Annotated in this window: 14 protein-coding genes and 1 tRNA gene; 8 read left to right on the forward strand and 7 right to left on the reverse strand. The window is 39.3% G+C overall.

Annotation, left to right across the window (positions count from 1 at the left end):
• Nucleotides 1–51: 51 nt before the first annotated feature.
• Nucleotides 52–663, reverse strand: coding sequence for a superoxide dismutase (locus tag AC5YDH_RS09145; RefSeq protein ID WP_496118738.1), 612 nt, complete (start codon nt 661–663; stop codon nt 52–54).
• A 157-nt stretch (nt 664–820) separates the two neighbouring features.
• Nucleotides 821–1,912, reverse strand: a complete 1,092-nt coding sequence (ychF, locus tag AC5YDH_RS09150) for a redox-regulated ATPase YchF (protein WP_496118740.1) — start codon at nt 1,910–1,912, stop codon at nt 821–823.
• A gap of 268 nt (nt 1,913–2,180) precedes the next feature.
• Here ychF and AC5YDH_RS09155 point away from each other — a divergent pair, with 268 nt between their 5' ends.
• Nucleotides 2,181–2,945 (forward strand): glutathione S-transferase family protein, encoded by a 765-nt coding sequence (locus tag AC5YDH_RS09155; protein WP_496118742.1) that lies wholly within the window; start codon nt 2,181–2,183, stop codon nt 2,943–2,945.
• 202 nt (nt 2,946–3,147) lie between these two features.
• Nucleotides 3,148–3,618 carry an Lrp/AsnC family transcriptional regulator gene (locus tag AC5YDH_RS09160; protein ID WP_496118783.1) on the forward strand — a complete coding sequence of 157 codons (471 nt, stop codon included), beginning with the start codon at nt 3,148–3,150 and terminating at the stop codon, nt 3,616–3,618.
• Nucleotides 3,619–4,045: 427 nt separating this feature from the next.
• On the opposite strand, the gene AC5YDH_RS09165 is transcribed toward AC5YDH_RS09160, so the two are convergent.
• Together AC5YDH_RS09165 and AC5YDH_RS09170 are read right to left on the reverse strand one after the other, a co-directional pair.
• On the reverse strand, nt 4,046–4,795 hold the full coding sequence (locus tag AC5YDH_RS09165; protein WP_496118785.1) for a YebC/PmpR family DNA-binding transcriptional regulator: 750 nt from the start codon (nt 4,793–4,795) through the stop codon (nt 4,046–4,048).
• A 245-nt stretch (nt 4,796–5,040) separates the two neighbouring features.
• Nucleotides 5,041–5,601 carry a 1-acyl-sn-glycerol-3-phosphate acyltransferase gene (locus AC5YDH_RS09170; RefSeq protein WP_496118744.1) on the reverse strand — a complete coding sequence of 187 codons (561 nt, stop codon included), beginning with the start codon at nt 5,599–5,601 and terminating at the stop codon, nt 5,041–5,043.
• 302 nt (nt 5,602–5,903) lie between these two features.
• Here AC5YDH_RS09170 and AC5YDH_RS09175 point away from each other — a divergent pair, with 302 nt between their 5' ends.
• Nucleotides 5,904–6,026, forward strand: coding sequence for a hypothetical protein (locus AC5YDH_RS09175; RefSeq protein WP_496118745.1), 123 nt, complete (start codon nt 5,904–5,906; stop codon nt 6,024–6,026).
• A gap of 263 nt (nt 6,027–6,289) precedes the next feature.
• Nucleotides 6,290–6,366 (forward strand) — tRNA-Ile (locus AC5YDH_RS09180).
• Nucleotides 6,367–6,721: 355 nt separating this feature from the next.
• Here AC5YDH_RS09180 and AC5YDH_RS09185 read toward each other — a convergent pair.
• The 3 genes from AC5YDH_RS09185 to AC5YDH_RS09195 form a co-directional block, all read right to left on the reverse strand.
• On the reverse strand, nt 6,722–9,619 hold the full coding sequence (locus AC5YDH_RS09185) for a type I restriction endonuclease subunit R (protein ID WP_496118747.1): 2,898 nt from the start codon (nt 9,617–9,619) through the stop codon (nt 6,722–6,724).
• A gap of 116 nt (nt 9,620–9,735) precedes the next feature.
• Nucleotides 9,736–10,980 (reverse strand): restriction endonuclease subunit S, encoded by a 1,245-nt coding sequence (locus tag AC5YDH_RS09190; protein ID WP_496118749.1) that lies wholly within the window; start codon nt 10,978–10,980, stop codon nt 9,736–9,738.
• Nucleotides 10,980–12,554, reverse strand: a complete 1,575-nt coding sequence (locus tag AC5YDH_RS09195) for a type I restriction-modification system subunit M (RefSeq protein WP_496118750.1) — start codon at nt 12,552–12,554, stop codon at nt 10,980–10,982. Before AC5YDH_RS09195 ends, AC5YDH_RS09190 begins: the two co-directional genes overlap by 1 nt.
• 197 nt (nt 12,555–12,751) lie before the next feature.
• Here AC5YDH_RS09195 and AC5YDH_RS09200 point away from each other — a divergent pair, with 197 nt between their 5' ends.
• From AC5YDH_RS09200 to AC5YDH_RS09215, 4 genes are all read left to right on the forward strand, one after another.
• Nucleotides 12,752–12,910 carry a hypothetical protein gene (locus tag AC5YDH_RS09200; RefSeq protein ID WP_496118752.1) on the forward strand — a complete coding sequence of 53 codons (159 nt, stop codon included), beginning with the start codon at nt 12,752–12,754 and terminating at the stop codon, nt 12,908–12,910.
• Nucleotides 12,911–12,989: 79 nt separating this feature from the next.
• Nucleotides 12,990–13,505, forward strand: coding sequence for a hypothetical protein (locus tag AC5YDH_RS09205; protein ID WP_496118754.1), 516 nt, complete (start codon nt 12,990–12,992; stop codon nt 13,503–13,505).
• Nucleotides 13,486–13,827, forward strand: coding sequence for a hypothetical protein (locus AC5YDH_RS09210; protein ID WP_496118756.1), 342 nt, complete (start codon nt 13,486–13,488; stop codon nt 13,825–13,827). Before AC5YDH_RS09205 ends, AC5YDH_RS09210 begins: the two co-directional genes overlap by 20 nt.
• Before the next feature lie 60 nt (nt 13,828–13,887).
• A complete protein-coding gene (locus AC5YDH_RS09215; RefSeq protein ID WP_496118758.1) occupies nt 13,888–14,166 on the forward strand; it encodes a hypothetical protein in 279 nt (92 codons plus the stop codon).
• Nucleotides 14,167–14,403: the final 237 nt, after the last annotated feature.

Here is a 14,403-nt window from a genome sequence, read left to right on the forward strand (position 1 = left end):
AAAACCGTATGACTTTAAGAGAGGGCATAAGCGTATCGGTTGTAGATAAAATCATTGGATTGCAGTTAGGTAGCGACGGTTTACTTCTTGCCAGTCAATGACGGCATAAAAAGCTGCAATATATTCAGGGCGACGGTTTTGGTACTGTAAGTAATACGCATGCTCCCATACATCTAAAGCGAGAATTGGGGTATTACCATGCATAAGTGGGGAGTCTTGGTTCGCACTGCTTTCGACTACAAGTTTCTTTTCAGGTGTGACGCATAACCATGCCCATCCACTTCCAAAACGACTAATCGCTGCTTTGGTAAAAGCTTCTTTGAATGCATCAAAACCACCTAGCTCTTGTTCAATCGCAAGAGAAACTTGTCCAATTGGATTGCCACCACCTTGTGGACTCATAATTGTCCAAAACAGAGAATGATTGGCATGACCACCTGCATTGTTAATCACGGTATGTTTTAAAGGATTTGGTACATCATTTACGCGAGATACTAAGCTTTCAACATCTAACTTTTCCCATTCTGTTCCTTCAATAGCAGCATTGATATTATTGATATACGTTTGATGGTGTTTAGTGTGATGAATTTCCATAGTTTTTGTATCAACATACGGTTCAAGTGCATCGTATGCGTATGGAAGTGCAGGCAGAGTATATGCCATGGAGAATTCCTTTTTAATTTATGTTGTATGTGTGAGTGTAGGGGAATAAGGATGTTTAGTAAATACAAATGATAATCATTATTATGTGTAATTTATTTTTATTTTATAGATAGATAATAAAAAAGCCCCGAATTCGGGGCTTTTTTTTCAATATAATTTATACATTGAAACGGAAGTGTAAAACGTCGCCATCTTGAACGATGTAAGTTTTACCTTCTAAACGCCATTTACCAGCTTCTTTCGCACCGGCTTCACCGTTGTATTGAACGAAATCATCGTAAGCAATACATTCAGCACGAATAAAGCCTTTTTCAAAGTCAGTGTGAATAACGCCAGCAGCTTGAGGAGCTGTAGCACCTACTTTAACAGTCCAAGCGCGAACTTCTTGTACGCCAGCAGTGAAGTAAGTTTGTAAACCAAGAAGTGAATAACCTGCACGAATAACCACGTTCAGACCCGGTTCTTCCATGCCCATTGCTTCTAAGAATTCAGCGCGATCTTCATCTTCTAAAAGAGAAATCTCTGCTTCAATTTGGTTGCAAAGCGGAACAACAATTGCATTTTCTTCGGCAGCTAATTTCTTAACAGCATCTAAATGTGGGTTGTTCTCGAAACCATCTTCAGCAACGTTAGCAATGTACATGGTTGGTTTTAAAGTCATTAGACCAAAGCCACGTACTAGTTTACGCTCATCATCATCAAGGTCAGCTGCACGAGCAGGTTTACCTTCATCAAGTAATGGCTGAATTTTTTCTAAAATTGCTTTAGTTGCAATTGCTTCTTTATCGCCACTTTTAGCAGATTTTGCTAAACGAGTAATTGCTTTTGCAACAGCTTCAAGGTCTGCAAGTGCAAGTTCAGTGTTGATTGTTGCAATATCATCTAATGGGTCAATTTTACCATTTACGTGAATTACGTTTTCATCTTCAAAACAACGAACAACGTGTGCAATCGCATCTGTTTCACGAATGTTTGCAAGGAATTGGTTACCTAAACCTTCGCCTTTAGATGCGCCTGCAACTAGACCTGCAATATCCACAAACTCCATAGAGGTTGGAATAACGCGTTGTGGTTTAACAATTTCTGCTAATTTGTCCATGCGAAGATCAGGTACAGGAACGATGCCTGTGTTTGGTTCAATCGTACAGAATGGGAAGTTTTCTGCAGCAATAGCAGCTTTAGTCAATGCATTGAAAAGTGTAGATTTACCAACGTTCGGCAAGCCGACAATACCGCAATTAAAACCCATGAAATGACTCACACAGTGTTATATGAAAAATTGTGAATGATTTTACATGAAAGCCATGACAAAGTCAGGTCATGGCTTCTGAGTTTTTTGAAAAGCACGATGAATAAAGGAGCTTTGTATTTGGAGATGTTATATTGGGGGAGTGGCGTTCTAAAATAATTGGAATTTGATCACCAACTTAACCGCCTCGACATTGTAATTTATATGTCGTATGACTAAAGTAGAGTCGTATAAAAATAGGACCATTTTTAGCTATTTAGGAGAATTTATGCGAACTTTGTACCAGTTTCCTTTATCACATTTTTGTGAAAAAGCACGTTGGATGCTAGATCATAAAGAACTGGAATATGTGGCGCATAATTTAGTCCCAATTGTACATCGTGTATTTGCAAAACTAAAAACAGGGCAATACAAACTGCCTATTTTGCATGATCGAGAACAATGGATTGCTGATAGTACTAACATTGCGTTGTATTTAGATGAGGTTTATCCAGAGCGTACATTATTACGTGCAGAAAAATTACAAAGAATTGAAGCCTTAGAAATTAATGATTTAGCCAATGAGTTAGGACGACACGTACGCCGTTGGACAATGGCACATGCGCTTTCTAAAGATGAAGAATCACTTGATCTTTTAATTGGTGAAAAAGGCTATTTACGCCAATTTGAAAAATATTCCAAACCCATAATGAAAAGCTTAGTTTCCAAAGGCTTGAAATTAGATGAAGCACAGATTCAAGATTCTAAAATTAAAATGGATGAACTCGTACAGGTGTTAAATCAAAAACTAGTAGATCAACAAGGACGTTATTTTGTTGGGGATCGTTTAGGTTTGGCAGATATTGCCGTATGTTCAATGCTTGCACCTATTTTGGAAATTGAAGGCACACCGTGGGAAAAAGAGCATGGTGAAATATCATCTGAAGCGTTTAGAGTGTTTAAAGTAGCATTGTTGGATATGCCTCTAGGGCAATATGTATTACGAATTTATCAAACAGAACGTAACGCTCGAGTAGATTGGCGTGGTGTTTAACGTGATTAAAATGTCATAAATAATTTTTAGAATAATTCCATATTTTAGTGAAAAGATGTGGAATTTTTTATTTAAGTTCTCTTTTGATCATAAAAAATACGATAAATGGCAAGATAATTGAAATTTTTTTCAATTATCTATGTTATATCTAATATCAATCTTATCGCATTGTTCCAAACATAAAAAATAACAGGAGGATATGATGGAGTTAGATCGTTACGACAAACATATATTGGAAATTTTAACCAATGAGGATGTGAATTTAAATGAGCTGTCTGAGCGTATTAATCTATCTGTCAGCTCGGTACATCGACGTATAAAAAACTTAATTGATACTAAAGTTATTTCAGGTTTAAAGCGTGATATAAATTATCAAAAATTAGGTTTTAGTTTGCATGTTTTACTACAAGTTTCACTGAGTAAACATGACACAGATACTTTTGCAAAATTCTTAGAAGAACTTGAAAATATTCCTGAAGTGATTAATGCATTTTTAGTGACGGGGCAATCGGCAGATTTTATTGTTGAAGTAATCGCAAAGGATATGGAAAATTATAGTGAAGTGTTATTACGCAGAATTGGCAAAATTGAACATGTCGTTGCGTTACATTCGAGCTTTGTGATTAAAGAATATAATGTATTTAACTGTAATGGTTTGTTGAGTGGGGTTTAATTTTTTCTGAACGTATAGAATGAAGTTTGGTTGAAACATCAAACTCATGAAAATAGTTCTTAAATTTTTAAGCATTGAGCTTTTAATTGCCTTGTTGTGGATAGGCCTAGATACTTTTTATGTCTATTTCAAAGTTCCTTATATATATTCCAAATATTTAGATACTTTGTGGTATTTACTGACTTATTTATTCTGGCTTTGGGGAAGTAAAGCATTATTTAAACAGTATACAATCATTAAGAAATATGGATTTAGATTAGTCCTTGCTTTTGTTCTTTGGATTCTGACATTACCCATTTATTTGGTTTCAATATTGAGTTTTCATGTTGCGATGAGGTGGTCACTTTAATATCATTGAAAATGATTACAATATTTTAAACAATATAAAAAATGCACCCTAAGGTGCATTTTTTATTTACTGAATAGTTTATGCATCTAATTCTGCAAGAACGGCATCAGTGAATTCAACGTTTGTATATACGTTTTGAACATCATCAAGATCTTCAAGCATATCAATCATTTTCATGATTTTTTTCGCTTGATCGATATCCGTGATTTCAGCTTTCGTAGAAGGACTCATTACTACTTCAGCATTATCTGATTTAAGGCCAGCAGCAGATAAAGCATCTTGTACATCACCAAATGCTTCTGGTGTTGTAATAACTAAGATTTCATCTTCATCAACTTCAATATCTTCAGCACCAGCTTCTAATGCAACTTCCATGATTTGATCTTCTAAAGAAACATCTTCAAAAGTAATCTCACCACGTTTTGTAAATAAGAAAGCAACAGAACCATTGGTACCTAAGTTACCATCAGTTTTAGAGAAGCAATGACGTACATCAGGTACAGTACGGTTTAAGTTATCTGTCATTGTTTCAACAATAACTGCAACACCACCAACGCCGTAACCTTCGTAAGTAATTTCTTTTAAATCGTCGTTATCTTCGCCACCAGCACCACGTTGAATAGCACGGTTAATCACATCACGCGTCATGTTTACAGACAATGCTTTTTCTACAACAGCACGTAGACGAGGGTTGCTACCTGCATCTGGGCCGCCTAGTTTTGCAGCAGTTGTTAATTCACGGATGTATTTGGTAAAAAGTTTACCTCGGCTCGCATCTTGTTTTGCTTTGCGATGCTTAATATTGGCCCACTTGGAATGACCCGCCATGCGAAATGCTCCTTGTAGATTGGCTGTATGCCGATCGAATTGTGCAAATTCTACCATAAGCGGTTTTTTCGGATAAAGTGTTTCAAATCAAGATTTGTTCAGTTTAGTTAAACTTTTTTTGAAATATGTGCCTTTGACACAAAATAGAAAATATGAACGGCTATTTTTATCGTTAAAGGGTTTGAAAATGTAAAGTTGAAAAGAAAAAGGGATATAAAGCGCTTAGGTTTTATATCCCATATTTATTATTTTGCTTCTGGAATCACGATATCTAGACCCACTTTATCTTTATAAAGCTGTTTAAGTAAGGCTAAGTCATGGTTAATTTCTGTAGGCTGGATTTTTCCTAAAATACCGCCACGCTTATTTTTTGAGTCCGCATACATTAAAACAATAGGAACATTTGCAGCTTTTGCAATATGCCAAAAACCCGTACGAATAGGGCGGCGTTCTTCACCATTTTTTGCACGGGTCGCTTCTGGTGCAATGACTAAGTTAAACTTATCGTTCTTTTCAAAATGCTCAACCATTTGTGACACGATATCTTTGCTCGATTTGCGGTCGACAGGAATACCACCCACAGCATCTAAAAGTGGTTTGAATGGTCCTTTAAATAATTCTTTTTTAATGAGTGTATGAATTTTTATATTGTAAATTTGGAATAGGGCAATTGAAAGTACAGCATCCATCATTGAGGTATGTTCGAAGCCAACAATCACTTGTTTATCTTCGAGTACATTGTCTTCAACTTTGTAAGTCCAGCCTGATAATTTGAATGCAGTATCGCCAAGAAATTTTTTTAACATAAGAATGAATTTAACGTGTAAGCTCGAAATGCCTAATTTCTACTTATTCAATAAAACAGTCAACATTAAATTTATAAATGCGATATAGAATGGTAGTAAAAGTAGTGTTTTGAGAAATTTTGTGCTTTAAATTTGGAGCATGAATGGCTAATTAATATAAAAAATATTACTTTAAATATAAAATAAGTATTAGTTGTGGTGATTTATTACTATCCAAATTTAAAAATACTTATTAGACTTTTGTCGTAAATGAAATCTATCTGTTCAAATTAAATTCGACTATTCATTCTTTGGAGTGGTAAATGACGTATTTTCCAGCATTTGTGTTTGCTATAGCAATGTTAACTATTGTTGTTTTATGGTCTGTTGTTGAATTTGCTTTACAAAATCGTAAAGATGAATGTTTAGATTCTCCTGAAATTTAATAATAATTTTGCAGATATCCGTACTTAATATATTGAAGTTGTGAGTGATTTTTTAATTATACACTTTATGATTCATGTATTTTAAAATTCTAATGCCAACTAAAAAATATTAAACGCTTAAAGTTTAATCAAATCATTGAAATTCATAGTCTTATCCTTGGTTTATTTATATTCAATTGTTCCTAAAATAGCTTGTGTTTTATATTCTTCTTAGTTAGTATTCTTGGCGATTGAACTTATTGTATGAATAATTTCAATATATAGGGCCTATAGCTCAGTTGGTTAGAGCAGCGGACTCATAATCCGTTGGTCGACAGTTCAAGTCTGTCTGGGCCCACCAAATTCGAAACCCCGTAACTCTTTGAGTTATGGGGTTTTTTACGTCTATATGGTGTAAAAAAGATACAACTATTTCGGACCGTAAAGTGGTCCATCTTCTCGAAAGTCCGATGGGGCCCTGTCAGGTCCACGAAGTAGCTCTCCTAGACTTCCTGCACGCTCATTTACGATGCAAGTAGAATCGTGGATGTTCCATCACAGATGTCAGTACATCGCTCGAGCTAGGCGCAGAGGAAGTGACAAAGGTGTGGGGGATTTGTGAGGTTTACTTGGTCTGTGGTTTCCCCCTAGTCGGTTAGGGGGATAGACCTGTTTGTTGTGGGGAGTTTTGCAGATATAGGTTGTTCTGCTTTGGCTTAGAGACCGTGGTAGAACTTGTCTATGAAATTACGAGTCTTGAGGACCAGTGTGTTCATCAGGCTCTTACGTTCCGATATCTTCGGACGAGTGATCGGTAGGTCTTTTACATCTTCACGGCTTGGCAGACGCTTAGTGTATTCGTACTGTCCGAGGACCGCCTTCATTACTTCAGGCTTGAGCGATTCTTGTTGACATAGCTCATCGAGTGCCTTTTCCTTCTCCACGTCCCAGAATGCAGAAAAAGCCGCTTCTACGCTCTGTCCGTTTGCCATACGAGGGATATTTTCATCGATGAACTTCTGGATTAGCTCTTGCTTGTCGTACAGGTTGTGGTTGGTCGAGATTATATCTTGCACTTGTGCACGATACTGCTTCTTCTTCTCGGGGTCTTTGTTGTTGACGACAGATTGTAGCAAGTTGAGGATATAGCCCACATTGACGGTATCTCTATGGATCAGTTCCAGTTGGAAGTTCACATCATTTAGTACCGATACTTTGTCTTTAGGTTGCACGATGCGTACATTGTTGTAGAGATACTTATATTGCGATGTGTGGCTCTGGAATGCTGCTTTATCGAGGGCTGTATCGTCTTGGTCATACTCTACGAAGTTTTCCAATTGTGCATTTATTCGCATCACTTCACGGAAGGCCTTCACGTATTCCAATTGCTGTTCTTCGGTCTGTAGGGTATTTGGTACTTGGTCAGGATCAGGGGCAATACTGAGCAAATTGGCTACAGCGGCATTGTATTTTGCCTTGATGCTCTCGAAGCTAGGAATTAGTACAATCTTTTCTGCTTCTGCACGATTGGAGAAGAGAGTGAGTGCTTGGTCAGTTGCTTGCTTGAGATTACGGAAGCATACAATGTTCCCGAATGGTTTATCTGCATTCAGGATACGGTTTGTCCGTGAGAATGCTTGGATTAGGCCATGATACTTGAGGTTCTTGTCGACATATAGGGTGTTTAGTGGTTTAGAGTCGAAACCTGTGAGGAACATGTTCACGACCAGCAAGATGTCGATTTCTTTTTTGCGTACACGATTGGCAATGTCACGGTAGTAGGGGTAGAACTCTTCACCTGAGTTGAAATTCTGCCCAAACTTAGCATTATATTCCGCAATATACTGATCTAACTTATCTCGATTGGACTGACTGATTTTGCTTGGTATATCAGCCGATTCTTCTTCGATTAGTCCAGTTTGGTCATCTACAGTACGTTCCTCATTAGCTGCAAAGGAGAAAATTGTGGCAACAGTGAGAGGATTATAGATTTCTCCATTATCGATAGCGTGTTGTTGTTTTTCTTGTTGTACTTTCTGGAATAGATCGTAGTACTGGGTTAGGACGTCTACCGAGCTGACACAGAACATGGCCGTGAAGGTTTTGTTTTTGGTCTTGATGTGGTGATTGTCGACAATGTAGCGTGTGATCATTTCTAGGCGAGCAGGATTGTCGTAGAGCTCTTTAGTGTCTATACCTTCTACATCTTCTTCATAGTTGTTAGTGCTTTCTAGGCCATTGCTGGTGTATTTACCCAAGTAGGCAATTTGGAATGGCAGAACATTCCCATCACGGATGGCATCTGTGATCACATACTTATGCAAGCATTCATCGAAGAGTGCATTGGTCGTGATAGCAACCTTACCTTCTTCGGTGTCTAGCTTGAGTTGGCTGTTATCCTCGAAGATAGGTGTACCCGTGAAGCCAAACATCTGTGCTTGGTGGAAGAACCGCTGGATGTTCCTGTGGGTATCCCCGAACTGGCTACGATGACATTCATCGAAGATGATTACGACTTTCTTGTCTTTTAGATAGCTGATCTGGTCTGCATAGCGGTCGTTACAGATGGCAATATTTAGCTTTTGCAGGGTGGTGACAATGAGCTTGTCATGGGTTTGCCCGAGCTGTGCCACCAGAGTACTTGTATTCTTGGTGGTATCTACACTGTTTTCCTTGAAGGCGTTGAACTCTCGGACTGTTTGCGTATCTAGGTCACTACGATCCACAACAAAAAGTACTTTCTCTACTTCAGGCAAGCGCATGATGAGCTGACTGGCCTTGAAGGAAGTTAGAGTTTTACCTGAGCCTGTAGTATGCCAAATATAGCCATTCTGTGTGGATTCTTGCACACGTTGGATGATTTGCTGTACAGCATAGATTTGGTAGGGCCGAAGTACCATTAGACGCTTTTCTACTTCCAAAATCACCATATACTCTGTGAGCATCTTCGTGATGTGTGTATGGTTTAGGAAGTGTGTCGCAAAGTCATCTATCTTGTGGATGTGTTTGTTTTCGAAGTCTGCCCATGGGAAGGTGAACTCGAAGTTGCTTGTGCCAGTAGAATAGTAGTGTGTATGGTCACGGTTGCTGATGACAAAAAGCTGGATATAGTTGAACAGACCCGATCCACTACCGTACGCATCTTTGGCATAGCGTTGCGTTTGGTTGAAGGCTTCAGGAAGTTCCACGCCTGCACGTTTTAGTTCAATTTGTACCAATGGTAGGCCATTGATCAGCAAGGTTACATCGAAGCGGCTGGTATGTCCGTTGCTTGCTTTATGGTCTATGGCAATTTGGTTGGTGACTTGGTAGATATTCTTGCTTGGGTCTGCAAACAAGAAGTCGATATGTCGAGTAGAACCATCATCGAAGGTTACAGGGAAGCGATTACGCAAGACCTTGGCACAGTTAAAACTATTGCCAGCCTTGAGATGGTTGAGGACTTGTGCCCATTCATTTGCAGAGAAAGCAGAAATGTCATTCGCACGTTCCACTTGCAGCTTGAGATTACCCAGCAGTTGCAGTTCGTCTTTCACCTCAACTTCTTGGTAGCCGAGCTGCTTTAGTTGCTGGATCAGTTCATGTTCAAGTTGAGCTTCGCTTTGTACGGACATCTCTTTCTCTGACTTTATTCTTGGATTGGGTAGGTGGAGCCATCTGACCGAAGTACCAACATACTATGATGCTTTACCCTCGAATACTTCATGTCAGATAGGGGTTGCTTCGTGACTTATACAAACATTTGCTGTAACAGTCCTTTCTTCCAAAGCTTGGCTTGTTCTAGCTGTTCCGATGCGACATCGATTTTTTGGTCGATAGCAGATAGGAAGTTAGCGATTTTGGTTTGCTCTTCTAGCATTGGTAAATGAATTACTACATTCATAAATGCTGTTTTTGAAATATTAAATCTAGTTGATCCTTGTGCCAAATGTTTGATTTTATTTCTAAATATCTCACTTCTAAAATAAAAGCTAGCATATTCTGAATTCAATATCTCTGCACTGTGCGGTCTATATCCAAAACAAAAGCTATTTAAATATAATGGAAATTCAAAATCATCTAGTATCGCGGAACAGTAAGCTACTTCATCTGCTGTTTCTGATGATGTAGTAAAAAAAAGATCTCCTTTTTTAACTATATTTTGAGTATCATTTGGCTGAATATTGACGAAATTGACATTATCTAAATTAATTTTGCGATGATCGAAAATTTGTTTATATGTAATATAAGCTTCACCTTCACCGAAATCTTCTTTTGATTTTCCAACTAGCCCATTGAAGCTTTGACCTATTTCATTTAGTTTTTTACTTTCCCACTCCCCAAACTCAGCACCATCATCCGCCTTGAAGCGAATTTGCTGACTGAACAGCTTTTGCATCATGCCTTGTTTATATTGGCCTAGAAGGTGGAGTTTTTGTGTCAGTTGATTAATCTTTTCATCTACTGCGGAAAGAAAAGTGGCTATTTTTGTTTGTTCGTCTACTGTTGGGAAGCAAAAAGGGGTTGCTTTAGCTTGTTCAATCGTGAAATGAGAAATTGTTCCAGTATGCGAAATACTTTTTAAATATTCTCTAAATTTAGGACTGATGAAAAAATTATATAGGAAGGATCCATTAATAATTCCAGATGCTTTTAACCAAAGTAAATCTGCATCCTTGAAATAAAGAGGCTCATTATTTGGAACTAAGTATGGAATACCGATGCTGCCACCGCCTGTGACAAGTAAATCATCTTTTTGTATCTTTCCTGACTTTTTAGCTAATTCCTCGAATAGTTCTAGAGATATATATGCTTTTTCATTTTCTTTATTTTTGAAGATCGAAACTACATCACTAGTACGAAAAAATGGGACGCCTGTTTCTTCCCATTGATCTTTAAAAACACGAGAAGCTGAAGATATTCCTATGATCTTACCTAACAGTTTTTTGTCCCAATTTCCATCAAACTCTTTGAATCTTAGCTTTGGTGCAGACATTACTTCACCTCCGCAAACGGTGAATCAATGCCAAGTTCTGTGCAGAATTCAGCAATCACTTGATCTGTTTTCTTGCTTGCTTGTTCAAGGTCTTTGAGTTGTTGAGCAATGGCATTCAGATCAATTTCATCTTCAGCTTCAAAAGTATCGACATAGCGTGGAATATTCAGGTTGTAGTCATTGTCTTTGACTTCTTGTAGTGTCGCAACTTTGGCATATTTCTCAATGTTCTGACGCTGTTCAAAAGCTGCAATGATCTTATCGAGATGCTCAGGCAGTAGCTTGTTCTGGTTCTTTTGCTTGTCGAAGTCATTGCTTGCATCGATGAACAGAATGTCACCCGTGTTTTTACGATTCTTTTTGAGTACCAAAATACATGTTGGAATGGATGTGCCGTAGAAGATATTAGCAGGTAGGCCAATGACTGCATCAATCACGTTCATCTTCTCGATGAGATACTGACGGATGACACCTTCACTTGATCCACGGAACAACACGCCATGTGGAAGAACAACGGCCATGGTGCCATGCTCATCCAACTGGTGCAGCATGTGTTGTACAAATGCCATATCTGCTTTCGAACTTGGTGCGAGCTTACCAAAACGACTGAAGCGTTCATCCTGTAGGAAGATTGGATCTGCTGACCATTTTGCCGAGAATGGAGGGTTGGCAACGACTGCTTCGAAACGGAGGTCAGTATGTTGTGGACGTGTGAGCGTATCTTCTTGCTTGATGTCGAACTTAGCAAAGTGAACATCATGCAAAATCATATTCATTCGTGCCAAGTTATAGGTAGTACGGTTCATCTCTTGGCCGTAGATCATATCCACATCTTGGACTTCACGTTTTACACGGAGAAGCAAAGAACCTGAACCACAAGTCGGATCATATACAGAACGTAGACGGTCTTTACCTTGGGTTACGATTTTGGCAAGTAGAGTCGATACAGTTTGTGGGGTGTAGAACTCGCCAGCTTTCTTACCAGCACCCGAAGCAAATTCACCAATTAGGTATTCGTAGGCATCACCCAACACATCAGATTCAGAGTTGCTGAGGTCAAAGTCAATATTGTCGAGGTGAGTAAGGACTTTACTGACCAACTCATTACGATCATTGGCATTATTGCCGAGCTTGGTCGAGTTGAGGTCTAGATCCTCAAAAAGATTGGCAAAGTCATCTTCCGACTCTGCACCTAAGGTACTACGCTCAATACCACGCAAGGTATCGGACAAGTCATCCAATACAAAAGCACCTTGGCGACCACGTTCTGCAATGGTATGGAACAATTGGTTGGGTGCTAGGGCATAACCCACTTCATCGATGGAGTTTTCTTTGATTCCTTGGATGAGTTCTGCATGATCGGGATTACTGTCATCGAGTTGGTGATATTGCTCGCTAACGCCTTCATCCTTCAACAGTTCATTGGCAAAGGCAATGGCTTTTTCCGAAAGGTATTTGTAGAAAATGAAGCCAAGGATGTAGTCACGAAACTCATCTGCACCCATCTTTCCACGCAAGTCATTTGCAATATTCCAAAGGTGTTTTTGTAATTGTTGAAGTTGCATTTGTGTCATGTTGCCCAGAACCTAGAAAGACATATATTTTGTGGTAGTTTAGCGTGAAATTGCTGATTTGACATAGCTTTCTTGGAGAGAACGACAAAATAGGTCGTAGCGATCTTATGTGGTTGTAGAGATGGTGATATGCCGTAACTGGCTTGCTTTTAGAGAGATATTATTTTTATGGTCTTTATTAGATGACAGGAGTGACCATGAAAAAGCATTACCCAGACTTAGATCATGTATCAGATGTACTTGATTTGGTGCCATCACGACAAGTCCGTTCCGTATCTCGAGCAATGCGAGTATGCAACGATACCCAAGCAAGTAATGTTGCCAAACTCTGTGCAGTACTTGAAGTCTTGATCTAACTCGAACCACACAAAAATTTATATGTCCCGATGTACTTAGAGTGCATCGGGATTTTTACGTTTACAAGAAGGAAAAAATATGCAACCACGTATCGATGACAAAGTGGGATATCACCTGATCCATACCTTCCAATGCAACAAGTTGTCAGATCGAGCACAGGGGAAATTACATTACCAACTCTGGCAGCACAACGAGAGTAATACCTTGGGCATTGCCTTGAGCCATAACGAGTCTACAGGTGGCTTTAGCGCTGAGCTTATCTTGATCGAGGATGTCTTGATGGTCTTAGGCCAATTGCACAAAGAACAAAAGCCATTCCATGCCACGGTATTCAAGGAGCTCTTTATTGGCAAGTCAGTCAACAATGCAAGTTTCCTTGGCGCAGTCTTGGTAGATCAGCAAGTGATTCGTTTACATCCGCAGACGACACGATTATTGGAAGTCATGGAAGATTACCAAGAATGGCCGACACGCTTGCAGGATATACCTGTGGTGGATACAGCAAAGGAAAATACTACGCAGCCGAAAAAGAAACAAGGCAAAGTAATTACTACAGAAGAGGAGCCAACAACCGATGCAGATCGTACAGCGTAGGGAGCACCTTGGTCAGATTTACGACCAAGCGATTGCGGATGCCATCTCTAGCACCATGGACATGTTGGAAGCGCAATACCAAGAAACCTATCAAGCCACCCTACATGGGTGGTTTGTTGTTTGTGAGGGGGAAAAGGACCTGACGGACCCATTTACTCATCTGACCTTTAGTTTGGCCGAAAAGCTCAATACAGGCGAAGTCGAATTTGTAGAGAAGAAGCAAGATTGGTACGAGGTCTACATCATGCTGAACGACAATGAGGGCATCTTGGTCTATGTTCCGAATCGGCTTTTTCTGCCATATCAACTTAACGTGATCTGAGTTTGCTACAGCAGACCAGCCAGTACCTTTTTACAATTACTTCCGATGTGAGAACAACTGATGACAAAGCATTCCTTATTCGCTTTGGGCCAAGTCGTGTCTACACGACATGCCTTAGCGTTTGCAGAAAAAGAGAAGATTGACCTCATGGCATTACTCATACGTCACCAGCAGGGTGATTGGGGTGATGTATGTGAGGAAGATCGAGAGTCCAACGAAGCCGCATTGGCGATGCAATCTCGGATCATGTCCAGCTACAGATTCGCAGAAGACAGTATTTGGATAATCACAGAGGCAGATCGTTCCGTGACGACCATTTTATTGCCCAGTGATTACTGACAAAAAGCGGATAGACCGAAAAAGAGGACCGTAAAGTGACAAGCTTTACGGTTTATTTTTTTTACGGGAGAAGAGGGGCAAGCAAAGATGCCTTTTGCAGATGGAGAGCTGTACTGTCTAGTAGTCCTTTGGTCTGATTTTGGGCTATTTCGGACTGTTTGGCTAAATATTATGCAATCGATTACACCGTAAAATTCCCCAATTTTATGTCAGAAAAGGCATTTTCCCCTTCAAAAA

It is taken from the genome of Acinetobacter sp. FY683 (genome assembly GCF_059515885.1).